This is a genomic window from Nocardiopsis sp. NPDC006832, from assembly GCF_040635885.1.
Lineage (GTDB): Bacteria > Actinomycetota > Actinomycetes > Streptosporangiales > Streptosporangiaceae > Nocardiopsis.
This window is the reverse complement of record NZ_JBEYLC010000001.1, coordinates 187327-212031: the sequence shown is the minus strand read 5'-3', so window position 1 is coordinate 212031 and position 24705 is coordinate 187327. Positions and strand designations below refer to the sequence as shown.

Genomic DNA, 24705 nt, shown 5'->3' with positions numbered 1-24705 from the left:
GTGGTCGCGATGTCATGAGGCCTCACGTCGTCCCCCAACTCCACACTCCCCGTCATGTACAGGTTTGCCGGTGTCGACCGGGCCACCCTGGACCGGGGTGCGTTCGCCCTGAGGGAGGGCTTCCCGTCGCGCGGGCCGCGTGGGGCGGCCCGCGCCGTCGGTCCTAGGACAGCTCGGCCAACTTCTTCTTCACCTGAGCGAGCGACGGGTTGGTCATCGCCGAGTCGTCACTGAAGACCAGGGTGGGGACTGTCTGGTTCCCACCGTTGACCTTCGAGACGAGTTCCGCGGCCTCCGGGTGCTCCTCGATGTTCACCTCTCGGCCGGTGATGCCCTCTCGGGAGAGCTGGCTCTTGAGCCGCTTGCAGTAGCCGCACCAGGGGGTGGTGTACATCGTGAATCGCTCGGTACCGGTACTCGTCATCTCGCTCACGTCTTTTCCGCGTCGACTGCCATGGTTCGGGAGGATCCCGATGGTTCCAACACCGGGCGACCCGAGCCGCTTCCCATGGTGGTTCGACACAACGTGGGACGCCTCACAGGCGCGACTGGTTCTGGAATGTGTCACTCGGTTCGTTCGGCCTGTTCAGGTCGGGGCCGTGGACGATCGGCTCCGGCGGGCGCCGATACTTGAGAGACTGTCCGCCCAGACCCACCCGTCCGACCAGATTCAGGAGCACCATGGACCCCGACCGCGTCCTGGAGGGACTGGACCCGGAACAGACCGAGGCGGCACGCGCGCTGCGCGGCCCCGTGTGCATCCTGGCGGGTGCCGGCACGGGCAAGACCCGGGCCATCACGCACCGGATCGCGTACGCGGTGGCCGGTGGGGTCGTCGCCGAACAGCAGGTCCTCGCGGTCACCTTCACCGCGCGCGCCGCCGGTGAGATGCGCGGCCGGCTCCGTGCCCTGGGCGCGCCCAGGGTCCAGGCCCGTACCTTCCACGCGGCCGCCCTGCGCCAGCTCTCCTTTTTCTGGCCACAGGTGGTCGGTGGCGAGAAGCCCACCCTGATTGACAGCAAGATCAAGGTCGTGGCGCGCGCCGCCAACGCCGTGGGACTGCAACCGGACCGGACCGGGCTGCGCGACCTCGCCAGTGAGATCGAGTGGGCCAAGGTCACGCAGGTGCGCGCCGGCGACTACGACAAGGCCATCGTCAAGGCCGGTCGTCAGGCGCCCATGCCGGCGGTCGAGGTCGCCCGGGTCTTCGAGGCGTACGAGGAGCTGTGCCGCGAGCGCAACCTGCTCGACTTCGAGTCCATGCTCGAACTCACCGCGGGGATGATCAACGAGTACCCCGCCATCGCCCAACGGGTCCGTGACCAGTATCGATACTTCGTCGTCGACGAGTTCCAGGACGTCAACCCGCTGCAGAAACTCCTCCTGGACGCCTGGCTCGGTGACCGCGACGACCTGTGCGTGGTCGGCGACCCCAGCCAGACCATCTACTCCTTCGCCGGCGCCACCCCCGGCTATCTCACCGGGTTCGGTGACCGCTTCCCGCACGCCACCGTGGTGCGACTGGTCCGCGACTACCGGTCCACCCCCCAGGTCGTCCGCGTGGCCAACCACGTGATCGGCCAGGCCAAGGGTTCGGCCGCGGCCGAGCACCTCACCCTGCGGGCACAGCGTCCCGACGGGCCGGACCCGATCTATCAGGAGTACGACGACGAGCTCGCCGAGGCCACCGGCGTCGCCCGCAAGATCAGCGTCCTGCTGGAGGAGGGGACGCCCGCGAGTGAGATCGCGGTCCTGGTGCGCATCAACTCCCAGTCCGCCGCCTACGAACAGGCGCTGAGCGACCAGAACGTGCCCTTCACGGTGCGCGGCAGCACCCGCTTCTTCGAGCGTCCCGAGATCCGGCAGGCCGTCCACACCCTGCGCGGGGCCAGGCAGGGCGTGGCCGACGAGCAGGACGAACCCTTGGTGCGAACGGTGCGCCACCTGCTGTCCCAGATGGGGCTCACCGACACCGCGCCCGAGGGCCGTCAGGCCCGGGAACGCTGGGAGTCGCTCTCGGCACTGGTCCAGCTGGCCGAGGACATGGCGGCCAAGTCCGGACCCGGTGGGCGGTCCGCGACCATGGCCGACTTCGTCGACGAGCTTGAGACGCGCATGGCCACCGAGCACGCGCCCGGCTTCGAGGGGGTCACCATCGCCTCCCTGCACGCCGCGAAGGGCCTGGAGTGGGACGCGGTGTTCCTGGCCGGACTGACCGAGGGCATGATGCCCATCATCTACGCCGAGAGTGACGACGAGGTCGAGGAGGAACGCCGGCTGTTCTACGTGGGCGTCACCCGTGCCCGTGAACACCTGGCGATGTCCTGGTCCCTGGCGCGCTCGCCCGGAGGCCGCAAGACCCGTAAGCCCTCGCGGTTCCTCGACGGGTTGCGACCCGCCTCGCCCTCCACGAGCGGGCGCCGGGACCGGCGCAAGGGCGGGGTGACGCGCTGCCGGGTGTGTTCCAACACGCTCACCGACGTCACCGAGCGCAAACTCGGACGTTGTGTGGACTGTCCCTCCACCTACGACGAGGCGTTGCTGGAACGGATGCGCGACTGGCGGCGCCGAACCGCGCAGGAGCAGAAGGTTCCCGCCTACGTGATCTTCACCGACGCCACCTTGCAGGCCATCGCGGAACAGGAACCGGGCAGCGTGTCCCAACTCTCCTCGGTCTCCGGGGTCGGCGCGGTGAAGCTGGATCGCTACGGTGAGGCGGTGCTCGCGCTCGTGGCGGGTGACGAACCGGAGGGGCCGGGTTCCGGTGACGGGGAGGAAGAGGATGAGTGAAGGCTTCGACGTCGGCGACGGCGGGCAGTCCCTGGCCCAGCTGCTGAGGGTCCTGGACCTGGAGCGGATCGAGGACAACATCTTCCGGGGGATCAGCCCGGAGGAGGGGCCCCAACGGGTCTTCGGTGGTCTGGTCGCGGGTCAGGCCTTGGTGGCGGCGGGCCGGACGGTACCCGCCGAGCGGTACGTGCACTCCCTGCACGCCTACTTCATCCGACCGGGTGATCCGTCGGTGCCCATCGTCTACGAGGTCGATCGGGTCCGCGACGGTCGTTCCTTCACCACTCGCAGGGTGGTGGCCATCCAGCACGGCAAGGCGATATTCACTCTGTCGGCCTCCTTCCACAAGGAGGAACCCGGGCTGGACCACCAGATCCCGATGCCGGACGTGCCGCCGCCCGAGGAGCTGTCGAGCACCCGGGAACGACTGCGCGAGGCCTTCGGCAAGGTGCCGAACTTCGTCCAGTGGCATCCCATCGAGATGCGGCCGGTGGGCGCGATGTCCTTCGAGGCCGAACGCGACCCGGAGCTGCGGACCGCCACCAACCCGGTGTGGTTCAAGGTCGACGGGAGGTTGCCCGACGACCGGCTCACCCAGGTATGCCTGATGACCTACGCCTCCGACATGACGCTGCTGGACACCGTCCTGCTCCGGCACGGGCGTTCGTTCGCGGGCATCGCCATGGCCAGCCTGGACCACGCCATGTGGTTCCACCGCCCCTTCCGCGCCGACGAGTGGCTCTTGTACGCGCAGGAGTCCCCGACCGCCCAGGGTGCGAGGGGTCTGGCCCGAGGCCTGGTGTACACCCGCGATGGACAGCTCGTCTGCTCGGTCGTACAGGAGGGGATGATCCGCGTCGTCGACGCGGAGGGTTGGAGCTGATCTACACAGACGGAACCTGACCTGATCAGGCAGAACGACATGGTGAAGGGTCGGCGGGGCAAGTCGGCAACCTCCGGCCCTTCGGTATTCCGTGGAAGTTCTGGCCGGATCCGGACGTTTTCGCAGGTCAAAAATGGGTTGCCGTCTTCTACTCGGCGACCGTAGTGTGTACAACGTCGCAATGACCGCTCTCGGTGCAGGTGCAAGACCCTGTACCCGACTTTGAAGGAGGTGCCCGATCTGATGATGACGAAGAACCAGGAGACCACCGGTCTCGCAGCCACATGGCAGCCGTTCATGCCGTCCTTCCGCTTGGGTGCCGACCTGAGCGGTGACGCCTTCGAGCGCACCTTCGGTGGCGACCGTATGAACACCCCGGGCGGCGTGGCCGTCTCTGGCACGGGCCTGCTCATCGCGGGCATTCCCGTGTCCGAGGGGACCAGTGTGTCCGAACCCGGTGTCATCGGCGCCCTGCGCGACGAGTCCGGACTTGCCCTTGATCGCGGCAAGTTCACCGGTGGCATCCACGCCCTGAATGAAACCCGGCGCCGTTATGGCGCACTGGGGGAGTGTCCACGGAGGACACCGGCCTAGCCGGCCTTCCACTCCGTGGCCGCGGACCCCAGTAAAGGGGCCCGCGGCTTTCTTTGTATCTCCGTCAGGCCCTCCGTCCCCAAGGGGCGGGGAGTAGACGGCGACATCGCAGAGTCCAGGTCCCTCACCGGACCGGTTCCGGTGACCGAACACCGACCGCGTTGTACGAACGATCAAAGATCTTGGAGGGCACCGATGCTTGCGTCGGTCCTGGTAACGCCCCAGCTGGGTGAGGTCGACATTCCTTGCCGTCGAGAGCCGGACCTGTTCTTCGCGGAGGCTCCCGCCGATGTAGAGGCGGCGAAGACCATCTGTGGGGACTGTCCCATCAAGGAGCAGTGCCTGACGGACGCCCTGGAACGGGGTGAGCCGTGGGGCGTCTGGGGTGGGCAGCTGCTCGTCTCCGGCCAGGTCGTGGCGCGCAAGCGCCCGCGTGGTCGCCCCCGCAAGAACCCGGCCCCCGTCGCGGCCTGAGGCCACGACGACCTCGTCCCACGAAGAACGTACGACCGAGAAGGACTCGAAGAGCGATGATGCAGGAACTCATGCGAATGGTGGAGCGGACCGAGCAGGAGCCGCACGAGCACCAGCTCAGAAGGATCGGCGCCCGACAGCTGCGCGCCCGCCAGCGGGAGGAGCGCCGGGTGGAGGAAGCGATCATGGAAATCGCGTGGTCGCGGCTATGTTGACGCCGGCGCACGCGGTGAATCGGTGAACACGATCGGGCGGTCTCCTGAACCAGGGAGGCCGCCCGGTCTCGTTTCGATAACCAAAATGCCGATCGGTGCGACTCGTGGCGGGGTCGTGTGGCCTGTCTCACCACCTCGGAAGGGGCCTGGTCAGGGCAGAACGCGCTACACCGTGGTGCATTTCGATCCGGATCGGCGACCCGGACATCAGGTCGACCCAATGACATATCGGACCACGGCACACCTGTTCGGAAACGCTCCTCTGGGCTACCGTAAACTTCGTGCCCTCGAACACCAAAGTCGAGGTACGACGCAGTCCTCGTCGCCGACGTACCGTGTCGGCCTACCGGGACGGGGACACCACTGTCGTCCTCGTGCCCGCGACGTTCTCCCGCGCAGAGGAAAAGCGCTGGGTGGACCAGATGCTGCGGAAACTCGACGCGAAGGAGGGGCGGCGCCGCCGCGGCGACCGCGAACTCCACGAACGCGCCGTCGAACTCGCCGAACGCTACCTCGGCGGGAGCCGGCTCCCCGACACCGTTCGCTGGGTCGACAACCAGAACACCCGCTGGGGCTCGTGCACCCCGGACACCCGTGCCATCCGCATCTCCCGCCGTGTCGCCGGTATGCCCTCATGGGTGGTCGACTACGTGCTCGTGCACGAACTCGCCCACCTGCACATCCCGCACCACGGCCGGGACTTCTGGGAACTGGTCCGCCGCTACCCCAAGGCCGAACGGGCCCGGGGTTACCTGGAGGGCTACAGTGCCGGCAGCCGTTCCGAGGGGTGCGCCCACGCCGCCGAGGACGACGACCTCGAAGACGACGAGGTCGCCTTCGAGGACTAGCGCCACCGAGTCCTCAGCCTTCGAGAGCCTTGCCGGCCACCCGCATCTCGCGGTACGCCCGCGCCAGTAGGTACCCGCCGGCCAGCAGCAACGCGCCGAACACCAGGACGACGTAGGCCGTCGTGCCGCCCCAGGAACCGGAGACCGTCGCACGGCCGGCCACCGCGAACAGGAGCAGGGACAAGAACGCGCAGACGAGCTGCGCGGCACGGAACGAACGACGCGTGTGCCCGTACCTGATCCGGGCCGCCTCACGGGAGTCGACCCGGCCGCTCCGCTCGTCGAAGAGCAGTTCCCGGGCCGCCTTGCGCAGCCGCCGGTAGAACAGGTGGGCCACGAGCCCGCCGACCAGGGCGATGATGGTGAACAGGGACATGTCACGACCTCGGGGGTCAGGCCGGCCTCAGGGGTGGACGGGGCCGTGTGTCGTCACGGCGGCGACCGCGGCGGCGACCAGGTCGCGCACCGAGTCGTCGGTGGGTTCGGGTGGGTCCGTGACCGGGAACCAGCCCAGGTCCGCGGACTCGTCGGGGTCGCGCACCAGCACGGCGTCGTCGGGGGCCACCGCGGCGAACTGCACGTCGAGGTGGAGGCTTCCGCCACCGCAGGGGACCGAGTGCCGGTCCAGGCGGACCGGTTCGGGCAACATGGTGATCCCGGTGATGCCGGACTCCTCCGTTGCCTCCCGCAGCGCGGCCCCGACCAGGGTGGCGTCGGCGTCCTCACAGTGACCGCCGGTCTGCAACCACATCCGGTGGATCCGGTGCAGGACCAACGCGACCCGGGAGCCGTCGGCGGAGAGGATCGCCGCGCTCGCCGTCAGGTGCCCGGGCAGGCACGTGCGCCACATGGCGTCGTCGTGGGACTCCAGGTGCGCCAGGTAGGAGGTGCGCAGCTCCTCCTGCCCGGCGTCGGGGGCGGCCCAGGCGGTCAGTACCGCCCGGGCGTCCTCGTGAAGGCTCACTCGCCGCCCTTCTCGCCCTGGTCCTCGTCGCCCGGCTTGGGCCGTTCGGCCCCGTCCGGGTCGGTCAGCGACGAGATGTCGAAGTCGACGCCCTCGTCGGAGCGACCGTTCACGAAACCGTTCGGGTCGTCCAGGTCGTCGCCGGAAGGCATGAGGTCGGGGTGCTGCCACACGGCGTCGCGCCCCTCGATCCCTCGGGCCTCCTCCAAGGCGTTCCAGAGCGCCCCGGCCTCGCGCAGCCGACGTGGTCGCAGTTCCAAGCCGACCAGTGCCGCGAACGTGTGCTCGGCGGGGCCACCGGTGGCACGACGGCGCCGGGTGGTCTCGGCGAGCGCACCGGCCTGTGGAAGGCGCTCGTCCACGGCCTTGGCGACCACGGTCGCCACCCAGCCCTCGATCAGCGCCAGGGTGGTCTCCAGTCGACCCAAGGCGGCCTTCTGCTGCGGGGTGTCCTCGGGCTGGAGCAGCCCCTCGGCGCCCATCCCGCCGGACATCATCTCCTGGATCGCCTCGGGGTTGGTGAGATCGATCTCCCCGAGCTTGTCCTCCAGGCCGCTGACGTCGTACGACATCCCCGCGGCGTACTCCTCGACCAGGCGCGACAGGTGCGAGCGCAGCCACGGCACGTGCGAGTACAAGCGGTGCACGGCGGCCTCGCGGGCGGCCAGGTACAGGCGGACCTCGTCGGCGGGGATCTCCAGACCCTCGCTGAACTTCTCCACCCCGGAGGGCAGCAGTGCGGCGTTGCCCTCACCGGCGAGCGGCAGGCCGATGTCGGAGGTTCCGATCACCTCCTGGGCCAGCCCACCGATGGCCTGACCGGCCTGTTGGCCGACCATCATGCCGCCCATCTGCTGGATCATGCCGAGCAGAGGACCGGCCATGGAGGCCATCTCCTCGGGCAGGTTCTGGCCCATGGCCTGAACCGTCTTGGCGGTCAGCGGGTCGCACAGCTGCGCCCACGTGGCCATCGTCTTCTCGATCCACTCCGACCGACTCCAGGCCTGAGCGGTCTGGATCCCCGAGGGGAGGTCGGTAGCCTGGTCGAGCCACAGGTCGGCGAGGCGCAGGGCCTCCTCGATCCGTGCGTAGTCGGCGGGCGGCACACTCGGGTCCCCGATCTGGGACACGCTGTGCCGCGCGATGTTCTTGGCCATGTCCCAGTTGATTCCGGACGTCGAGGACGTCGCGGACTCCCCGGCGGGGCCGGGGGAGGGCTGGGACGACATCATGTCCGCGAATTGGCGGAGCATGTCGGCCATCTGTTGCGGATTCCCGAACGGGAACCCGTCCGGTGTTCCGGAGTCCCCCCCGCCCGGGCGGCCGCTGCCGGCACCCGAGCCGGAGTCGCCTGAACGGCGTCCGGACTCGTCATCGGGATCGTTCGGCATGCTGAAACCGAAAGGCAGGTCGCTCACAATCAGACCTCAGGCAGGATTAGGTTTGGTCTCCACTGTCACGTTAGCTGGGAGTCGCCCGGAGTGAATACCGAAAGCAGCCAGGTTCGCCCAGAGCACAGCTCCCCAGGACGGTCGGGGACGGTAGTCGCCGTCACCGGTGCCGCCACCGGGGTCGGCCGGCTTCTCGTGCAACGCCTGGCCGCGCCAGAAGGTTCCATCCGGGCCCGCGAGATCATCGCGATCGACCAGGAGTTCGCCGACCTGCGCGATGTCACCTGGCGGATCGCCGATGTCTGCGATCCGGGGTTGGTGTCCCGGTTGGAGGGCATCGACGTCCTCGTGCACACCGCCGACGACCGTTCCCTGGACACCAGACCGGCGCGCCGGCGCGAACACAACATCCTGGCGGCTCAGACCGTATTGACCGCCGCGGCCGCCTCAGGCGTCCCCAGGGTCGTCCTCGTCACCAGCAGCATGGTCTATGGAGCCGCGCCGGACAACCCCGTCCCCCTGCCCGAGGACTCCGGTCGCGTGTCGGACAACAGCGAGGGCCTGATGGGCGACTTCGCCGCGGTCGAGGAACTGGCCGAACGCGCCCGCCGCGCGCACCCGGGCCTGACGGTGACCGTCGTGCGCCCCGCGCCACTGGTCGGTCCGGAACTCGACACGCTCCTGAGCAGACACTTCGCCGCGCCCCGGCTGCTCACCGTCAAGGGCCACGAACAGCACTGGCAGTTCTGCCACGAGGACGACCTGGTCTCCGCGCTGGCCTTTTGCGCCCTGAACGGCGTGACGGGACGCGACGGCGTGGTCGCCGTGGCCTCCGAGGGATCCCTGACACAGGGGGAGGTCGAGGCGATCGCCGAGATGAAGCACTTCGAGGTCGCCGCCAACCTCGCCTTCGGTGCGGTGCGTCGCCTGCACCAGGCCCGCATCACCCCGGCCGCCGCCGGTGAGATCAAGTTCCTCGTCTACCCGTGCGTGGTGGACTGCGCCTCGTTGCGCGAGGCCGGCTGGAAGCCGACGCATGACAGCGAGTCGACCCTGCGGGTACTACTGGAGTCCAACAGCGGCAAGCACGCCATCGCCGGTCGCACCCTCGGTCGCAAGGAGGCCACCATCACCGCCGCCGCCGGTGCGGCGGGCGCGGCCGCCGCGACCATCGGAACCGTCGCCGCCATCCGTCACCTGCGCAAGCGCGGGAAGGGCTGACCCACGGTTCCACCGATCACGGCACGCGCGAACCTCGCGTGCGCCCCACCGATTGATACGGTTCACCTGTGGAAGAGATCACTCTCGCGGCAGTTCGCGAAACACCCCTGTCCGTCGACGAGGTCCTCGCGGCGGTGACCCATCCCCGGGCGGGCGGCACCGCCGTCTTCATCGGGACCGTGCGCGACCACGACCACGGTCGTGACGTGTCCGCCCTCTCCTACTCCGCGCACCCCACCGTCGAGGCCCGCCTGCGCGAGGTGATGGAGAAGGTGCTGAGCGACACCAGCGTCCCCGGGCGTCCCGTCGTACGGATGGCCGCCACCCACCGGGTCGGAGACCTGGAGATCGGCGACCTCGCCGTCGTCGTCGCGGCCGCCGCCGAGCACCGGGAAGAGGCCTTCGCGGCCTGCCGGCGACTCATCGACGACCTCAAGGCACAGGTGCCCATCTGGAAGAACCAGGCCTTCGAAGACGGCGAGACCGAATGGGTCGGCTCACCCTGAACCCTGGCCCCTGACCCCCTCCGGAGCCCCTTTTCGGGTCTCCGGGACGCTCGTGCCCGGGCGCCCTCGAATCGCCAGGGCACCAACACCGGAGGTATCCGAGGGGCTCTAAGGTATGCACATGCTTCGTCGTGCCATGACCCTTGTCGCCGCACTCGTCCTGCTTGCCGGGCTCGGGTACGGGAGTCTCCTGCTGCCCATGCCCTATCTGGTCGCGGCGCCGGGCGTCACCCTGAACACGCTCGGGGAACAGGAGGGCGGGGAGCCGATCATCGGCATCGAGGGCGCCGACGACTACGAGCACGACGGCTCGCTGTCCATGGTGACCGTGCAGTACGCCGGCGGGCCCGACCACCGGCTCAACCTCTTCACCCTCGTGACGGCGTGGCTCTCGCCCAGCCAGGCGGTCCTGCCCGAGGAACTGCTGTTCCCCGCGGGACGCTCCCAGGAGGAGGTCACCGAGCGGCAGACCGTTCAGATGAACGACTCCCAGACCGACGCGACCGCCGCCGCCCTCAACCAGCTCAACATCGACTACGAGGCGATCCCGCTGGTGGCCGAGGCCGTCGAGGACATGCCGGCGGAGGGCGTCGTGGAGTCCGGTGACCGCGTCCTGGCGGTGGACGGCGAGCCCGTCCCCACCAGTACCTCCGGTGACGACAAGGAACAGCTCGTCGGCAGCGCCTTCGTGGTCGAACACGTCGGTGACCGTGAGCCGGGCGAGCCGGTCGAACTGCTCCTGGAGCGCGACGGCGAGGAGACCGAGGTCGAGCTGGAGACCGTCGAGGGCGAGAGCGGTTCCGCCGCCGTCGGCATCCTCATCGCCGACGACATGGACTTCCCCGTCGACATCGACATCAGCGTCGGAGAGATCGGCGGACCCAGCGCGGGCATGATGTTCTCGCTCGGGATCATCGACCGCCTCAGCGAGGAGAGCATCACCGGCGGCGCCCAGGTGGCCGGCTCCGGCACCATCACCTCCGACGGCCAGGTCGGTGGGATCAGCGGTATCCCGCAGAAGATGGTCAGCGCCCAGCGCGACGGCGCCGAGTACTTCTTCGTGGCCGCCGATAGTTGTTCCCAGGTGGCCCAGTCCGCGGCCTACGGCGAACTGGACGTGGTGCGCGTCGAGACGCTCACCGACGCCATGGACGCCCTGGAGACCATCCGCGAGGGCGGTGACGATTTCCCCCGCTGCGACTAGCGCGAGGCCGCACGATGCGAAAGGGCCCCCGGCACCGGATGGTGTCGGGGGCCCGCGTATTCGCCCGGCCGGTCCCGAAGGAGGACCGAGGGGAAGGACCGGAAAGGGCGCGGGCCTCAGTTCTCGTCGAGGTCCAGGGTGAGGGCGAGGGCCGAGGTCAGCGCCGGGATCAGGTCGGGGCCGTTGAGCACCTCGTCCTCGCTGTCGTGCCCGCGCATGCGCATGGCGCAGTGCCGGGAACCGTCGCGCAGCACCCCCGCCACCATGCGGATCTCCTCGGTCTCCTTGTCGGAGGTGGTGGGGTCCTCATCGGCGGCCAGGGTCTCGTCCGACCCCTTCACCACCAGCCGTTCCATGACCAGGGCACAGCCGGCCACTCCTTCGGGCCACAGGATGCTGCCCAGAGCCTCCTCCAATGGGACGTCAGGAGGCAGTTCCTCCTGCTCGACCGGGGTCAGCTCGTTCGGGTCGGTGGGGGAGTCGATCCCCAACAGACTCGCCAGAGCGGGTTCCGCTGCCAGCAGCTCACTGGTCGGGACCAGGGCGTACAGCCCCAGAGGGCGATCCCAACCCTGTTCGGCTGCGTGGCGTTCCAGGTCCATGACGGCTTCGCGAATGTTCGACACGTTTCCATGGTGGCCGATGTGGGAGCCTCGCCGCGCCCGTTCACGGCCAGTAGGGTCGCAGGGGTGCCGTCCGTTTGCGACTCCGATACACCAACGATGCAGGCTTGTCACCCGCCGAGGGGCGATTTCGGGAACCTGGCGGCCACCGAATAAGTTCTCAACATAGAGCGCCACACGCGCACCGACCGCACCTACCAAGCCAGAACGAGGGGGAGGCGTGAGCTTCCGATCGCCCGGCGCACCACCTGCGCGTATGCCTCGCCGATCAAGGTTGCTCGCGCCAGTCGCGGCGACCGTGGTCGTTATCATCGCGGGGCTGATGCTCGCCGCGAACTTCTGGACCGACTTCAAGTGGTTCAGCTCAGTCGGCTACACCAATGTCTTCCTGACCGAGCTGTGGACCCGGGTCCTACTGTTCGCGGTGGCGGCACTCGTGATGGCCGTCATCGTCGGCCTCAGCATCTTCTTCGCCTACAGGGCCCGGCCGGGCATCCGGCCGATGAGCCTGGAACAGCAGGGGCTGGACCGCTACCGGCAGTCCATCGACCCGCACCGCAAGCTCTTCTTCTGGATCGCCATCGGCGCCCTGGCGCTGTTGTCCGGCGCCGCCGCGAGCGGTGACTGGCGTTCCTACCTGCAGTTCGTGAACGGCGTGGACTTCGGTGTCGCCGACCCCGAGTTCGGCATCGACATCGCGTTCTTCGCGTTCACCTACCCGTTCCTGCGGATCCTGCTGGGCTACATGTACGCGGCGGTCATCCTGGCGTTCATCGCCGCGGTGATCGTGCACTACCTGTACGGCGGCGTCCGTCTGCAGAACGACTCCGGTCAGCGCGCCACCCCCGCGGCCCGGGTGCACCTTTCGGTGCTGCTCGGCATCTTCGTGCTGCTGCGCGCCGGTTCCTACTGGCTGGACCGTTACGGACTGGTCTTCTCCGACCGCGGCTACACGTTCGGTGCCTCCTACACCGACGTCAACGCCGTCAAGACGGCCCTCACCATCCTCACCGTCATCTCGGTGATCTGCGCGGTCCTGTTCTTCGCCAACATCGCCTTCAAGAACACGATGATCCCGGTGGCCTCCCTCGGCCTGCTGGTCCTCTCGGCGGTGGTCGTCGGCACGGCCTACCCGGAGATCGTCCAGCGCTTCCAGGTCGACCCCAACGAGCAGCGCCTGGAGAGCCCCTACATCGAACGCAACATCGAGAGCACGCGTGAGGCGTACGGTGTCGCCGACACCGAGGTGATCGACTACGACGCCACCACGGAGCTCACCCCGCAGGAGCTGGCGGCCGAGGCCGACACCATCCCCAGCGTTCGTCTGGCCGACCCGGCCGTGGTCTCGCAGACCTTCCAGCAGATGCAGCAGGTCCGTGGCTTCTACCAGTTCCCGGACGTGTTGGAGGTCGACCGCTACCCGGACTCCGAGGGCAACCTGATCGACACGATCGTCGCCGTCCGTGAACTGGACGGTCCGCCCGACGACCAGGACAACTGGCTGAACCGGCACCTGATCTACACGCACGGCTTCGGTATGGTCGCCGCCGCCGGCAACCTGATCGACGACGAGGGCCGCCCGGTCTTCACCGAGTACAACATCCCGCCGCGCGGTGAGTTGAGCGAGGTCACGGGCGAGTACGAGCCGCGGATCTACTACGGACGCGAGGGCGCCGAATACGTCATCGTCCAGGCGGAGGAGGAGTACGACCACCCCCTCGATGCCGAGAACGAGGAACCGGACGTTCCCACCCTCGAAGACGCCGTGGAGTCCAGCCCGAGCCCGAGTGCCGACGAGGCGCGTGCGCCCGCCGAGAACGAGGGTGGCGAGGAAGAGGCCCCGGCCGAGGACGCGGAAGGCGCCGAGGAAGGCTCCGGGGAGGGGTCGGAGGGCGATTCGCAGCAGTACAACCGCTACGAAGGTGACGGCGGCGTGCCGCTGAACAACTTCTTCGACCGCATCCTGTTCGCGATCAAGTACCAGGAAACGAGCATCCTGCTCAACAGCGCGATCACCGGCGACTCTCGGATCCTGTTCGAGCGTGACCCGCTGGACCGAGTCGAGAAGGTCGCGCCGTTCCTGACCGTGGACAGCCGCCCCTACCCGGCCGTGGTCGACGGCAGGGTCCAGTGGATCGTCGACGGGTACACCACCTCCGACGGTTACCCCTACGCCAATCGGATCGACTTCACCCAGGCGGTGACCGACACCTTCACCGATGGTTCCGCGCAGCAGGTCGGCGCGCTCCCCGGTAACGAGGTCAACTACATCCGCAACTCGGTGAAGGCCACCGTCGACGCCTACGACGGCACCGTCACCCTGTACGGCTGGGACGAGGAGGACCCCGTCCTGAAGACCTGGGAGGGCGCCTTCCCGGGCACGATCGTCGACAAGGACGAGATGAGCGACGAGCTCGTCCAGCACCTGCGCTACCCGGACGACCTGTTCAAGGTGCAGCGCGAGATCATGCGCGAGTACCACGTCACCGACGCCGCGTCCTACTACGGTGGTCAGGACTTCTGGTCGGTCCCCAACGACCCGACCCAGGAGGGGGAGGTCTCCGAGCCGCCCTACCGCCAGACCATCAACTTCCCCGGCTCGGAAGAGGCGAGCTTCTCGCTGACCAGCACGTTCGTGCCGCGTGGTCGTGAGAACCTGGCCGCGTTCATGGCGGTGGACAGCAACCCCGAGTCCGATGACTACGGCCAACTGAAGCTGTTGGAGCTGCCCCGCAGCACCGTGATCTTCGGCCCCGGTCAGGTGCAGAACGCGTTCGACTCCGACGCCGACGTGCGTGAGGTCCTGCTTCCGCTGGAGCAGTCCAACGCCGAGGTGACGCGAGGCAACCTGTTGACCCTGCCGTTCGCCGGCGGTCTGCTCTACGTGGAGCCCCTCTACGTGCAGGCCGGTGGTGGCGGTGCGGCGTCCTTCCCGTTGCTCCAGCAGGTCATGGTCGGCTTCGGTGAAGAGGTCGCGATCGGCAGCAACCTCCAGGACGCCCTGAACAACCTGTTCGAGGGCGGCGAGGGGCCGCTGCCGGACCCGGACGAGGAGGGCGCCGAGGACGAGGATCCGGCCGAGGGCGACTCCGACACCGGTTCCGAGGGCGACTCCGATCTCACCGAGGCCCTCAACGAGGCCGTCGACGCGTGGGAAGAGGCCCAGGAGAACAACGACGAGGCCAACGAGCGTCTGCGTGAGGCCCTTGAGGCCCTTGAGGACGCCGCGGGTGATTAGCCGCGAAGTCGAGGGCGGTAAGGCCTCGACGAGGCGTTGACGAGCGGGGCGGGTACCTTCGGGGCCCGCCCCGTCGGCTTCTCCGGGGGAGGGTGTCCCGGGTCTCCGTGCGCCGATTTGGTGTTGTCCCCACAAGCACGCTAATCTGAAGACACAACAACGCGGGGTGGAGCAGTTCGGTAGCTCGCTGGGCTCATAACCCAGAGGTCGCAGGTTCAAATCCTGTCCCCGCTACCAGGTTCGGGCCCGGAAGAAATTCCGGGCCCGGTACTTTTCTCGATTTTCGATCCCATGGATTGATAATCGGGTTCATCCACTTCAGCGCCCTGCTAGAGTGAATGAGAACCGGGTCGCTGGTAGGCCTGGTCGGGTGGGTTCTCCACCGGTTCGGCGGAAGTCGGAACGGATTTGCCACCCGGGGGTCAAGGCCCTAAAGTAGGAGACACAACAACGCGGGGTGGAGCAGTTCGGTAGCTCGCTGGGCTCATAACCCAGAGGTCGCAGGTTCAAATCCTGTCCCCGCTACCAAGGAAACACCGGGTGGAGAAATCCACCCGGTGTTTTTTCGTATACGGCTTATTCGACGGCGAAGCGACGCCGTTCCGACCGCCCGGGTGAGAAGGCGGGCGATCGGAACGGGACGGGCCTTGGGCCCGAGACCGTCGACCGGCTCAGCGGGTCCGGCCCTCCACCAGTTCCACCACGCGGTCGGCCCGTTCGGCGACCTTCGGGTCGTGCGTGACGACCACCACGGCGGAATCGTGTCCCCGGGCCTGTTCGATGAGCTGGTCCATGATCATGGTGCTGCTGGCGGCGTCCAGGGCGCCCGTGGGCTCGTCGGCGAGGAGCAACGCGGGTTCGCGGCTGAGCGCGCGAGCCAGGGCCACACGCTGCTGCTCACCGCCGGACAGCTGGTGCGGCTGGGAGTTCAGTCGGTGGCCCAGTCCCACCGACTCCAACAACTCCTTGGCCCGGGCGCGACGGCGCAGCGCCGGCACACCCGCCAGCACCAACGGCACGCCCACGTTGGCCAGGGCCGATCTCCGCTCCAACAAGTGGAACTGCTGGAAGACGAAGCCGATCCCGTCGCCGCGCAGCCGTGATCTGCGACCCTCGCGCAGGGACGTGGTGTCGATCCCGTCGAAGGTGTAGGAACCCGAACTGGGCGTGTCGAGCAACCCCAGTACGTTCAGCAACGTGGACTTGCCCGAGCCCGACTGACCGATGATCGCCACGACCTCGCCGCGGGCCACATCGAAGGCGCAGTCGCGCAGCACGTCGATGCGAGTGCCCGACACCACGAAGTGTCGGGTCAGCCCCTCGATCCGCAGGAGCGGGGTCGTGGCCCCAGGGGCGCGGACCGCCACGGGCAGGGGAGTGTCGAGCGACATCTAGCCCTCCTCCTCAAGGCCCTCGTCGTAGAACTCGTCGTCGAGCTCTTCGTCCAACGGGGCCTCGGGCACGTCGAACCGCGAATCCAGCGGAACCGGGTCGAGGACCTGCTCGCCCACGCTCAACCCCTCGGTGACCTCGATCGACCGTCCATCGGACATGCCCAGGGAGACCTCGCGGACCTCCTCGGAGCCACCGTCGTCGACCACGACGACCTCGCCCGATTCGACGTTGCCGCGCACCGCGGTCACCGGGACGACCACCACGTTCTCGACCTCCCCGGTGCTCACCGAGAGCTTGCCCTGGACCCCGTCGAAGACCGTCAGGTCGGAGGGGACCCGGCAGGTCAGCTGTGAGCCGCCGCCACCCCCGTCGCCCTCGGGGCCTTCCTCACCGGAGTCCTCCTGTTCGGCGGTTCCCAGCCCGATGAACTCGCATTCGGCGGCGGGCGGTCCCTTGTCGACCTGGAGCATGATCTCGCCGGGGTCCTCGTAGAACCGGTACAGGTCGTTGGCGGGCACCTGGGCGACCGCGTGGAACTCCCCGGTGGTGACCGAGGCGATCTTGGCGCCGGGCTCCAGTACGTCGTCCACCCGGACGTCCTCCAGGCCCGACACGGTGCCGCTCACGGGCGCGTACAGGGTGACCTCGCGGGTTCCGGAGGAAGAATCGCCTTCCTCGGCGTCGGGGGCGGGTTCGGCGGGCAGCGAGACGTTGACGACCGGGGCGCCCTCCTCCACGGTGGCTCCGTCGTCCAGCCACAGGCGGGTGACGGTACCGCCCTGGCGCGCCTCGACGGGTTCACCCGGTTCCTGCTGGACGGTGGCGTCCAGGACCAGCTGCGAACTGACCGTGCCCAGCGCGACCTCCACCGGTTCCCCGCTCACGTCCGCGGCGGCGCCGACGACGTCCTCGTCCGTGGGCGCCGAGCCCATGCGCGACAGCAGGAGGTAACCCGAGCCGACCAGTCCCAGCAGCAGGGCCGCGACCGCGCCGACGATGATCCACTTCTTCACTGTTTCTCCTATTCCCGCAGCCCGGCGACGACGGACGCGCGCAGCGCCCGCATCGCGGGGATGATCCCGGCCAAGAGACCGACGAAGGCGGCGCTGGTCAGACCGACCAGCACAGCCGATGGGGGTACGGCCATGGTGATGTCCGGCGGCAGCGCGACGAAGTTCCCGATGATCGCCCCCGCCGCCGCGACCAGGGCGAACGACAGCAGCAGGGCGATGATCCCGGCGACCACCGAGACCACGACGGACTCCATGACCACCGCCACGAACAACGTGAACCGGCTCGCGCCCAGGGCACGGTAGGTGGCCAGTTCACGGCGGCGTTCTCGGACGGTGACCAGTCCGACGTTGAGCACTCCGAGCAGCCCCGTGGTGAGGGTGATGCCGGCGACGACGAGCAGCCCCACCGACATGGCGGTGATGACGATGTCCGTCTCCGCGGCGAAGTCGCTGCGATAGGCGAAGTACTCGAAATGTTCGTCGGTACTCCACCGCCACCGCGCCGACTCCATGCGTTCGGTGAACTCGGTACCGCCGGTCATCTGGTCGGCCGCGCTGTCGGAGGGATCCAGCCGGGCCAGGTGTGTGATCCCCAGGTCCTCACCTCCCTCCTGGAAACCCCCGATATCGGGGTCCCAGGCGGGGCCGAAGATGATCTCCTCGGAAACGGGGGAGCGCAACAGGTAAGCGGAGTACCAGTCGCCGTCCAGGGCGGAACCCTCGGAGACGCCGACCACCCGCACGTCGATCCAGTGATCGGTGCCCATCTGGAGTTCGGTCCCGTCGCCGAGGGTGTCGGCGAGGGACTGGTTGACCACCAGGACCGGGGCGCGTGACTCCTGGTCGGCCTCGGTGAACCAGCGGCCCTGGGCGATGTTGATCCGTCTGATGTCGGAGAGGGTGGCGTCCACCCCGGTGACGCTCACGGATTCGATGACCCCGTCGCCCGAACGAAAGAGGGTCTCGTTCTGGGGAGCCTGGTACAGCGAGACGTCCTGGGCGCCGGCGCGGGCCAGGTCCTCCTCGTAGGCGGCCATGTCGCTGATGGGGTTGTAGGCCATGGCTTCGAGGGTGGCCGCGCGTCCGGCGTTGGCCTCGCTGAAGGCGGTGGCGTAACGCTGACCGAGGTCGCCGGCGGTGACGACCATGATCAACGCGCCGACACCGACGACGATCCCCGCGCAGGAAAGGATGGTTCGGGCGACGTTGGCCCGAGAACCGGCGAAGGCCAGCACGATCCCGGCGGTGAGGGAACGCAGCATGGAGCCCCTTCCCGTGTGTATGTAGGACCCGGCGCGGTGGTATCGGTGGCGCCGGGGCGGCCCGAGAGGGCGGGCCGTCAACAGACTCATCGCGGGGAAGGGGGTTCTCGGTTCACATCGAGAGCTTTTTCGGCCGGCCGGATCCGGCCACCGAGAGTGAGGGCGGGTCTCAGTCGACCTCGAAACCGTCGCACGTAATGGGGTCGCCGGCGTCGTCGGTCCACAGCACGGTGTGCGCACCGCTCGTGGTGGGGCCGGCGTCGAAGTCGTTGGGGAAGACCAGGGAGGCCCACTCGTCCCGACCGAGGTCGATCTCGGCGGAGGCGGTCTCGCCGTCGGGGGTGGTCACGGTCGCGACGACGCTCCGGGCGGGGCCGCCGGCGGCGTCGGACAGGCCGATCTCGGCGGGCTCTCCGGCTTCGAGGGCGACGCGAGGGGCCTGGCTGCGCCAGTCCCCAGCGACCCGGGGGTCCACCGCGGGGGCGCACGCGAAGTCGTCCGGGTCGTAGAGGGAACCGGACGTACCGAGCCCCGGCAGGCCGGTGTCGGCGGAGTCGCGCACGCTCTCGGCGATCATCTCGCTGAGCTGCCGGGGGCTGTGACCGTGGCCGTCGGTGCCGCAGGCGGTGGCCAGGAGGAGGACCGCCCCGCAGAGCACGATCGCGCGCCGTGGATGGGTTGTCGTGGTCAGCACACAGCGCACGCTACTACGTAACGTGTTCATTTGTGTGCGGAACGTGTCCTCAGTGGTGGCGCAGTGGGGTGGGTCCGCCGTTGAGCCAGGTCAGCGCCTGGTCGTGGAGCACACCGTTGCTGCACACCAGGGGGCCGCCGTCGACGAAGCCCTCACCGCGCAGGTCGGTGGCGCGCCCACCGGCCTCCTCCAGGATGATCGGCAGCGGAGCGGCGTCCCACAGCGACAGTTCGGGTTCGGCGGCGATGTCCACGGTGCCCTCCGCGACCATCACGTGCGACCAGAAGTCACCGTAGGCGCGGGTCCGCCAGACCGAACGGGTCAGACCGAGGAACGACTCCAGACGGCCCTGTTCCTCCCAGCCGGTCAGCGACGAGTAGCTGAACGAGGCGTCCGACAGCTCGCTCACCTTGGAGACCTGACAGCGCGAGGCCTTGGACAGACTGCGGCCGGACCAGGTGCCACCTCCCTTGGAGGCCCACCAACGGCGGTGCAGGGCCGGTGCGGAGATCAGGCCGACCACCGGCCGGTCGCCCTCCAACAGGGCGATGAGGGTCGCCCACACCGGGACGCCCCGAACGTAGTTCTTGGTGCCGTCGATGGGGTCGATGACCCACACCCGGTTGCTGTTCCCGCTCTTGCCGTACTCCTCGCCGACCACCGCGTCCCGGGGGCGCGCACGAGAGAGCACACTGCGCAGTGTCTCTTCGACGGTGCGGTCGGCCTCGGTGACCGGAGTGAGGTCCGGTTTGGTCTCGACGACCAGATCCAGCGCGCGGAAATGCTTCATCGCGATGTCGTCGGCGGAGTCGGCGAGCACGTGGGCCAGCCGCAGATCATCGTCAAAGGACACCATGGCCGGTAACGCTACCGTCCCGGGCACGAACATGGCCAAAGCGGCACCCGCACGTGATCAGAGTGTTAGGGGACGTGGGTCGAGGAGAGAGCACCCTTATCGCGGAAGCGGTATCCGGGCGGCTGCGAGGATGGGGGCATGGAAACCGTGAGCGGAGACAGACGCGGTGGGGTGAGCACCGGCGCGCGCGAACGGCTGCTGGACGCGGCCTACGCCGAGGTGCTCGCCGGCCACTGGGGTGAGCGTCGGATGGTCGACATCGCCACGGCCGCCGGTGTGTCCAGACAGACCCTCTACAACGTGTTCGGCAGCAAGGAGGGACTGCTCCAGACGGTGGTGGTGCGCGAGGTGAACACACTCCTGGACGAGGTCGTCCGGGTGCTGGAAGCCGAGGGGCACGACCCCGCGCACGCCGTCAGCCGTACCACCCGCATGGTCCTGCTGGCGGCCAGGGACAACCCGCTGTTGCGGTCCGTGGTCACCGGCGACGACGAACTGCTCCCCGTGCTGACCACCCGGGCCGAGCCCCTCATGGACCTCCTCGGGGAACGGATCTTCCGGACGCTGCGGGAGCGCTGCCCGACCGCCGAGCCGTCGGTCACCGAGGCGGTGGCCGACGTCACCCTGAGGCTGATCGTCTCCTACTCGCTGCAGCCCATCGACCCCGACCGCGCCGCGCGCCGTGTCGAGATGGTCGTCCACGGCATGCTCTCGGTGGAACGCTGAGGAGGGGCGGCCAGGGCACCCGGACCCGCTTCGCGCCGACCGGTGTGGCCGGGCCGGACGATCAGGAGCGCGGATCGGCCGGGGCGGCGGGTTCGGTGTCGTCCTCGCCCTCGCGGCTGCTCAACAGCCGACGCAACGAGGCCACCCGGTCCGTGTCGATCTCGCCCCGCTCCAGGGCCGCGGAGATGGCGCAGCCGGGCGCGTCCTCTTGGTGGGTGCACTCCGGTGGGCAGTCCACGGCGAACTCGTCGAGGTCGTGGAAGCCCGCGACGATGTCGTCCGGGTCGATGTGCGCCAACCCGAAGCTGCGCACCCCCGGGGTGTCGATCAGCCAGCCGCCCTCGAACTCCAGGGCCGAGGCCGAAGTGGACGTGTGACGACCGCGTCCGGTGACCGCGTTGACGTGCCCGACGGCCCGTTCGGCGCTCGGGACCAGCCGGTTGACCAGGGTGGACTTGCCCACCCCGGACGAACCCACGAACACGGTGGTCCGCCCGGCCAGGCGTGCGCGGAGCCCGCTCGGATCCTGGTCCGGGCCCAGTACCTCGTAGGGCAGCCCGAGGGGTTCGTAGACGCCGAGCATCTCGTCGGGGGAGGCCAGGTCGGCCTTGGTCAGGCACAGCAGGGGTTCCAGCCCGGCGTCGTAGGCGGCCACCAGGCACCGGTCCACGAAGCGCGGTTGCGGCGCGGGGTCGGCCAGCGCGCACACGATGGCGAGCTGGTCGGCGTTGGCCACGATCACCCGCTCCACCGGATCGGTGTCGTCGGCGGTGCGCCTGAGCACGGACTCACGTTCGCGAACCCGGACCACCCGGGCCAGGGTGTCGGGCCTGCCGGACAGGTCGCCGACCAGGTCCACCCTGTCGCCGACCACGATGGAGCCCCGGCCCAACTCGCGGGCCTTCATCGCCACCACGGGCACCCGGTCCACCAGACAGCGGTACCGGCCCCGGTCCACGGCGGTGACCAGTCCCTCCCGGGCGTTCTCGTGCTTGGGCCGCTTGCTGGTACGGGGTCTGGACCCACCCCGGGCGCGCACCCGGATGTCGTCCTCGTCGAGGTGACGTCCTCCGCCTCGTGTGCGACTCAAGACAGGACCTCGGACCACAGTCCCGGGAAATCGGGGATGGTCTTGCGGGTGGTGGCGATGTTCTCCACCTCCACCCCGGGCACCGCCAGCCCGATCACCGCTCCGGACGTGGCCATCCGGTGGTCGTCGTAGGAGTGGAACACCCCGCCGTGCAACGGACGTGGGCGGATCACCAGCCCGTCGGGCAGCTCCTCGGCGTCCCCACCGAGCCGGTTGATCTCGGTGGCCAGGGCCGCGATGCGGTCGGTCTCGTGCCGGCGCAGGTGGGCGATACCGGTCAGTCGGGACGGGGAGTCGGCCAGGGCGGCCAGCACGGCGATGGTGGGGCTGAGTTCACCGACGTCGTGCAGGTCGGCGGTGATGCCGTGGATCGCCCCGGTTCCGCGCACGGTCAAGCCGCCATCGGCGGTACGGGAGACCTCGCCGCCCATCCTGGTGAGCAACCCGCGCAGGGCGTCACCGGCCTGGGTGGTGTGCTCCGGCCACCCGTCGACGGTCACCTCGCCCTTGGAGACCAGGGCCGCGGCGAGGAAGGGAGCGGCGTTGGACAGGTCCGGGTCGACGGTGATCTCGGTGGCGCGCAGCGGGCCGGGGGCCACCTTCCAGGAGTTCTTCCCGGTGGTGATCTCGGCCCCGGCGGCGCGCAGCATCTCGATCGTCATGTCCACGTGCGGCTGGGAGGGCATCGGCGGGCCCTGATGGCGCAGGTGGATCCCCTCGGTGAAGCGGGCGCCGCCGAGCAGCAGCGCGGACACGAACTGGGAGGAACCCGAGGCGTCCAGTACGACCTCGCCACCACGCACGGAACCGGTGCCGTGGATGGTCAGCGGGAACGCGCCGCGCCCCTCGTCGTCGACGTCGGCCCCCAGCGCGCGCAGGGCGCCGAGGAGTTCGCCCACCGGCCGTTCACGGGCCCGTGGATCGCCGTCGAAACGTACGTCCCCCGAGGCCAGGGCCGCCAGGGGTGGCACGAAGCGCATGACCGTGCCCGCGTTGCCCACGTCCACCGTGGCCGGGCCGCGCAGCGGGGCGGGGGTGATGGACAGGTCCGGTGTGGCCGGATCGTTCGAGGGCACCTCGGTCACGGTGACGCCCAGCGCCCGCAGCGCGCCCACCATGAGTTCGCTGTCCCGGCTCACCAGGGGGGCGCGCACCAGGCACGGCTCCTCCGACAGGGCCGCGATGACCAGGGCCCGGTTGGTGATGGACTTGGATCCGGGCAGGCGGATCCGGGCGTGCAGCGGGGCGCCCGCGGTGGGCGCGGGCCAGTGCTCCCCGATGGGGGTGTCGTTCCGGTGGGACGGCGTGGACGCGGAATCAGGCATGGTCCAAGGTTATCGGTCCGGGGCCCGACCTGGAGGATCACTCGTCCGGCCTGTGGACGACCGGGGCGGCGGGCCGACCACGGACGGGAGGCCGGAACGTCCCACGTATCCTTGATCGCGCCATGGTGTATCTGGATCACGCAGCCACGACCGACGTCCGCCCCGAGGTGATCGCCGAGATCTCGGCGCAGCTCGGTGCCCTCGGTAACCCGTCCTCCCTGCACGGACACGGCCGTGCCGCCCGCCGAACGGTGGAGGAGGCGCGCGAGTCGATCGCGGCGGCGGTCGGCGCGACCCCGCACGAGGTCGTCTTCACCGCCGGCGGTACCGAGTCGAACAACATCGCCATCAAGGGCCTGTATTGGGCCCGTAACGCCGAGGACCCCGCACGCACCCGGCTCCTGGTCAGCGCCGTGGAACACCACGCCGCCCTCGATCCGGCCCGGTGGATGGCCGACCACCAGGGCGCCGTGTACGAGGAACTTCCGGTGGACGCGGTCGGCCGGGTGAGCCCGAGCACGCTGCGCGCCGCCATCGAACGCGACCCCGGATCGGTGGCCGTGGTGTCGGTGATGTGGGCCAACAACGAGATCGGCACCCTGCAGCCGGTTCGGGAACTGGCCGCGGTCGCCGCCGAGTTCGGTGTCCCCTTTCACACCGACGCGGTCCAGGCCGTGGGCGTGGAGGACGTGGACTTCGCCGGCAGCGGGGTGAGCGCGCTGACCCTGAGCGGCCACAAGCTCGGTGGCCCGGTGGGCGCCGGTGCCCTGGTCCTGGCACGAGGCCTGACCCCGACCCCGGTCCTGCACGGTGGCGGTCAGGAACGCGACATCCGTTCCGGCACCCTGGCCGCACCGCTCACCCGTGGTCTGGCGACCGCGGTGGGCTTGGCGGTCTCCGAGCGCAGGGAGCACGCCAAACACCTGGCGTCCCTGCGCGACGAACTGGAGGCCGGCGTCCGCGCGGCCGTCCCGGACGTGGTGGTCAACGGCGACACCGACCGGCGGTTGCCCGGCATCGCCCACCTGTCCTTCCCCGGCTGTGAGGGCGACGCCCTGTTGATGCTCCTCGACGCCCGAGGCGTCTCCTGCTCGACGGGTTCGGCCTGTTCGGCGGGGGTCGCCCAGCCCAGTCACGTGTTGTTGGCCACCGGGGCCGACACCGAGATGGCGCTGAGCAGCCTGCGCCTGTCCCTGGGGCGGACCTCCACCACGCAGGACGTGGCACGGCTGGTCGCGGAGATCGGCCCGGCGGTCGAGCGCGCTCGTGCCGCCCGCGCCAAGCGCCGCCGCTGACCCACCCCCGAACGGCCCGACCGTGACGGACCGCATACGCGAGGCGGGCCGCACACGAAACACGAAAAGGGGTGGCGGGACCCCGTCCCACCACCCCT

General features: G+C 69.2%; 24 protein-coding genes and 2 tRNA genes. 14 read left to right on the top strand and 12 right to left on the bottom strand.

Features of this window, described 5'->3' with window-relative positions:
* Positions 1-163 precede the first annotated feature (163 nt).
* A complete protein-coding gene (locus ABZ717_RS00905; protein ID WP_358503516.1) occupies positions 164-424 on the bottom strand; it encodes a mycoredoxin in 261 nt (86 codons plus the stop codon).
* 257 nt (positions 425-681) lie between these two features.
* On the opposite strand from ABZ717_RS00905, the gene ABZ717_RS00900 reads away from it, so the two are divergent.
* The 6 genes from ABZ717_RS00900 to ABZ717_RS00875 all read left to right on the top strand — a co-directional run bounded on the left by ABZ717_RS00900 (position 682) and on the right by ABZ717_RS00875 (position 5804).
* Positions 682-2790: an ATP-dependent DNA helicase UvrD2 gene (locus ABZ717_RS00900; RefSeq protein WP_358503473.1), complete on the top strand. Its 2109-nt coding sequence runs from the start codon at positions 682-684 to the stop codon at positions 2788-2790.
* A complete protein-coding gene (gene tesB / locus ABZ717_RS00895; protein ID WP_358503470.1) occupies positions 2783-3673 on the top strand; it encodes an acyl-CoA thioesterase II in 891 nt (296 codons plus the stop codon). The genes ABZ717_RS00900 and tesB overlap by 8 nt, the downstream gene beginning before the upstream one ends.
* A gap of 243 nt (positions 3674-3916) precedes the next feature.
* Positions 3917-4267, top strand: a complete 351-nt coding sequence (locus tag ABZ717_RS00890) for a hypothetical protein (protein WP_358503467.1) — start codon at positions 3917-3919, stop codon at positions 4265-4267.
* A 195-nt stretch (positions 4268-4462) separates the two neighbouring features.
* A complete protein-coding gene (locus tag ABZ717_RS00885) occupies positions 4463-4741 on the top strand; it encodes a WhiB family transcriptional regulator (RefSeq protein WP_358503464.1) in 279 nt (92 codons plus the stop codon).
* A gap of 56 nt (positions 4742-4797) precedes the next feature.
* Positions 4798-4956 (top strand): hypothetical protein, encoded by a 159-nt coding sequence (locus ABZ717_RS00880; RefSeq protein ID WP_190318501.1) that lies wholly within the window; start codon positions 4798-4800, stop codon positions 4954-4956.
* A gap of 281 nt (positions 4957-5237) precedes the next feature.
* A complete protein-coding gene (locus ABZ717_RS00875) occupies positions 5238-5804 on the top strand; it encodes a M48 family metallopeptidase (RefSeq protein ID WP_358503461.1) in 567 nt (188 codons plus the stop codon).
* A gap of 13 nt (positions 5805-5817) precedes the next feature.
* On the opposite strand, the gene ABZ717_RS00870 is transcribed toward ABZ717_RS00875, so the two are convergent.
* Genes ABZ717_RS00870 through ABZ717_RS00860 form a run of 3 tightly spaced genes read right to left on the bottom strand, consistent with a single transcriptional unit; the run spans position 5818 to position 8186 of the window.
* Positions 5818-6180, bottom strand: coding sequence for a hypothetical protein (locus ABZ717_RS00870; protein WP_358503458.1), 363 nt, complete (start codon positions 6178-6180; stop codon positions 5818-5820).
* Between the two features lie 27 nt (positions 6181-6207).
* The gene (locus ABZ717_RS00865) at positions 6208-6768 is read right to left on the bottom strand and encodes an NUDIX hydrolase (RefSeq protein ID WP_358503455.1); all 561 of its coding nucleotides are present in this window, start codon (positions 6766-6768) and stop codon (positions 6208-6210) included.
* On the bottom strand, positions 6765-8186 hold the full coding sequence (locus tag ABZ717_RS00860) for a zinc-dependent metalloprotease (RefSeq protein ID WP_358503453.1): 1422 nt from the start codon (positions 8184-8186) through the stop codon (positions 6765-6767). The genes ABZ717_RS00865 and ABZ717_RS00860 overlap by 4 nt, the downstream gene beginning before the upstream one ends.
* A 63-nt stretch (positions 8187-8249) precedes the next feature.
* Here ABZ717_RS00860 and ABZ717_RS00855 point away from each other — a divergent pair, with 63 nt between their 5' ends.
* The 3 genes from ABZ717_RS00855 to ABZ717_RS00845 all read left to right on the top strand — a co-directional run bounded on the left by ABZ717_RS00855 (position 8250) and on the right by ABZ717_RS00845 (position 11090).
* A complete protein-coding gene (locus tag ABZ717_RS00855; RefSeq protein ID WP_358503450.1) occupies positions 8250-9380 on the top strand; it encodes an NAD-dependent epimerase/dehydratase family protein in 1131 nt (376 codons plus the stop codon).
* A gap of 68 nt (positions 9381-9448) precedes the next feature.
* Positions 9449-9886: a molybdenum cofactor biosynthesis protein MoaE gene (locus ABZ717_RS00850; RefSeq protein ID WP_358503448.1), complete on the top strand. Its 438-nt coding sequence runs from the start codon at positions 9449-9451 to the stop codon at positions 9884-9886.
* Positions 9887-10022: 136 nt separating this feature from the next.
* Positions 10023-11090, top strand: a complete 1068-nt coding sequence (locus tag ABZ717_RS00845) for a S16 family serine protease (protein ID WP_358503445.1) — start codon at positions 10023-10025, stop codon at positions 11088-11090.
* Positions 11091-11206: 116 nt separating this feature from the next.
* Here ABZ717_RS00845 and ABZ717_RS00840 read toward each other — a convergent pair whose 3' ends face one another.
* Positions 11207-11716 carry a PPA1309 family protein gene (locus tag ABZ717_RS00840; protein ID WP_263363331.1) on the bottom strand — a complete coding sequence of 170 codons (510 nt, stop codon included), beginning with the start codon at positions 11714-11716 and terminating at the stop codon, positions 11207-11209.
* Positions 11717-11969: 253 nt separating this feature from the next.
* Between ABZ717_RS00840 and ABZ717_RS00835 the strand changes: the two genes are divergently transcribed.
* The 3 genes from ABZ717_RS00835 (at position 11970) to ABZ717_RS00825 (ending at position 15479) form a co-directional block, all read left to right on the top strand.
* Positions 11970-14951, top strand: coding sequence for a UPF0182 family protein (locus tag ABZ717_RS00835; protein WP_358503442.1), 2982 nt, complete (start codon positions 11970-11972; stop codon positions 14949-14951).
* A gap of 160 nt (positions 14952-15111) precedes the next feature.
* Positions 15112-15188 (top strand) — tRNA-Met (locus ABZ717_RS00830).
* 214 nt (positions 15189-15402) lie between these two features.
* Positions 15403-15479, top strand: a tRNA-Met gene (locus ABZ717_RS00825).
* 143 nt (positions 15480-15622) lie between these two features.
* On the opposite strand, the gene ABZ717_RS00820 is transcribed toward ABZ717_RS00825, so the two are convergent.
* The 5 genes from ABZ717_RS00820 to hisN form a co-directional block, all read right to left on the bottom strand.
* Positions 15623-16342, bottom strand: coding sequence for an ABC transporter ATP-binding protein (locus ABZ717_RS00820; RefSeq protein WP_358503439.1), 720 nt, complete (start codon positions 16340-16342; stop codon positions 15623-15625).
* A complete protein-coding gene (locus ABZ717_RS00815; RefSeq protein ID WP_358503436.1) occupies positions 16343-17359 on the bottom strand; it encodes a peptidase M23 in 1017 nt (338 codons plus the stop codon).
* Positions 17360-17367: 8 nt separating this feature from the next.
* Positions 17368-18621, bottom strand: a complete 1254-nt coding sequence (locus ABZ717_RS00810) for an ABC transporter permease (RefSeq protein ID WP_358503433.1) — start codon at positions 18619-18621, stop codon at positions 17368-17370.
* A 169-nt stretch (positions 18622-18790) separates the two neighbouring features.
* Complete coding sequence (locus tag ABZ717_RS00805) at positions 18791-19315, bottom strand: hypothetical protein (RefSeq protein ID WP_358503430.1); 525 nt, start codon at positions 19313-19315, stop codon at positions 18791-18793.
* A 49-nt stretch (positions 19316-19364) separates the two neighbouring features.
* Positions 19365-20171: a histidinol-phosphatase gene (gene hisN, locus ABZ717_RS00800; RefSeq protein ID WP_358503427.1), complete on the bottom strand. Its 807-nt coding sequence runs from the start codon at positions 20169-20171 to the stop codon at positions 19365-19367.
* Positions 20172-20309: 138 nt separating this feature from the next.
* Here hisN and ABZ717_RS00795 point away from each other — a divergent pair, with 138 nt between their 5' ends.
* Positions 20310-20897, top strand: coding sequence for a TetR family transcriptional regulator (locus ABZ717_RS00795; protein ID WP_358503424.1), 588 nt, complete (start codon positions 20310-20312; stop codon positions 20895-20897).
* A 61-nt stretch (positions 20898-20958) separates the two neighbouring features.
* On the opposite strand, the gene rsgA is transcribed toward ABZ717_RS00795, so the two are convergent.
* Entirely contained in the window at positions 20959-21987 is a 1029-nt protein-coding gene (gene rsgA / locus ABZ717_RS00790; RefSeq protein WP_358503421.1) for a ribosome small subunit-dependent GTPase A, read from the bottom strand.
* Positions 21984-23312: a 3-phosphoshikimate 1-carboxyvinyltransferase gene (aroA, locus tag ABZ717_RS00785; RefSeq protein WP_358503418.1), complete on the bottom strand. Its 1329-nt coding sequence runs from the start codon at positions 23310-23312 to the stop codon at positions 21984-21986. Before aroA ends, rsgA begins: the two co-directional genes overlap by 4 nt.
* Positions 23313-23434: 122 nt before the next feature.
* Between aroA and ABZ717_RS00780 the strand changes: the two genes are divergently transcribed.
* Positions 23435-24607 (top strand): cysteine desulfurase family protein, encoded by a 1173-nt coding sequence (locus tag ABZ717_RS00780; protein ID WP_358503415.1) that lies wholly within the window; start codon positions 23435-23437, stop codon positions 24605-24607.
* Positions 24608-24705 lie beyond the last annotated feature (98 nt).

Excerpts from the sequence above, each read along its gene's own strand:
- ABZ717_RS00845 (WP_358503445.1), top strand. The coding sequence starts at position 10,023 with ATGACCCTTGTCGCCGCACTCGTCCTGCTTGCCGGGCTCGGGTACGGG.
- ABZ717_RS00880 (WP_190318501.1), top strand. The coding sequence starts at position 4,798 with ATGATGCAGGAACTCATGCGAATGGTGGAGCGGACCGAGCAGGAGCCG.
- ABZ717_RS00890 (WP_358503467.1), top strand. The coding sequence starts at position 3,917 with ATGATGACGAAGAACCAGGAGACCACCGGTCTCGCAGCCACATGGCAG.
- hisN (WP_358503427.1), bottom strand. The coding sequence starts at position 20,171 with ATGGTGTCCTTTGACGATGATCTGCGGCTGGCCCACGTGCTCGCCGAC.
- ABZ717_RS00820 (WP_358503439.1), bottom strand. The coding sequence starts at position 16,342 with ATGTCGCTCGACACTCCCCTGCCCGTGGCGGTCCGCGCCCCTGGGGCC.
- tesB (WP_358503470.1), top strand. The coding sequence starts at position 2,783 with ATGAGTGAAGGCTTCGACGTCGGCGACGGCGGGCAGTCCCTGGCCCAG.
- ABZ717_RS00900 (WP_358503473.1), top strand. The coding sequence starts at position 682 with ATGGACCCCGACCGCGTCCTGGAGGGACTGGACCCGGAACAGACCGAG.
- ABZ717_RS00795 (WP_358503424.1), top strand. The coding sequence starts at position 20,310 with ATGGAAACCGTGAGCGGAGACAGACGCGGTGGGGTGAGCACCGGCGCG.
- ABZ717_RS00810 (WP_358503433.1), bottom strand. The coding sequence starts at position 18,621 with ATGCTGCGTTCCCTCACCGCCGGGATCGTGCTGGCCTTCGCCGGTTCT.
- ABZ717_RS00870 (WP_358503458.1), bottom strand. The coding sequence starts at position 6,180 with ATGTCCCTGTTCACCATCATCGCCCTGGTCGGCGGGCTCGTGGCCCAC.
- ABZ717_RS00835 (WP_358503442.1), top strand. The coding sequence starts at position 11,970 with ATGCCTCGCCGATCAAGGTTGCTCGCGCCAGTCGCGGCGACCGTGGTC.
- ABZ717_RS00885 (WP_358503464.1), top strand. The coding sequence starts at position 4,463 with ATGCTTGCGTCGGTCCTGGTAACGCCCCAGCTGGGTGAGGTCGACATT.
- aroA (WP_358503418.1), bottom strand. The coding sequence starts at position 23,312 with ATGCCTGATTCCGCGTCCACGCCGTCCCACCGGAACGACACCCCCATC.
- ABZ717_RS00905 (WP_358503516.1), bottom strand. The coding sequence starts at position 424 with ATGACGAGTACCGGTACCGAGCGATTCACGATGTACACCACCCCCTGG.
- ABZ717_RS00780 (WP_358503415.1), top strand. The coding sequence starts at position 23,435 with ATGGTGTATCTGGATCACGCAGCCACGACCGACGTCCGCCCCGAGGTG.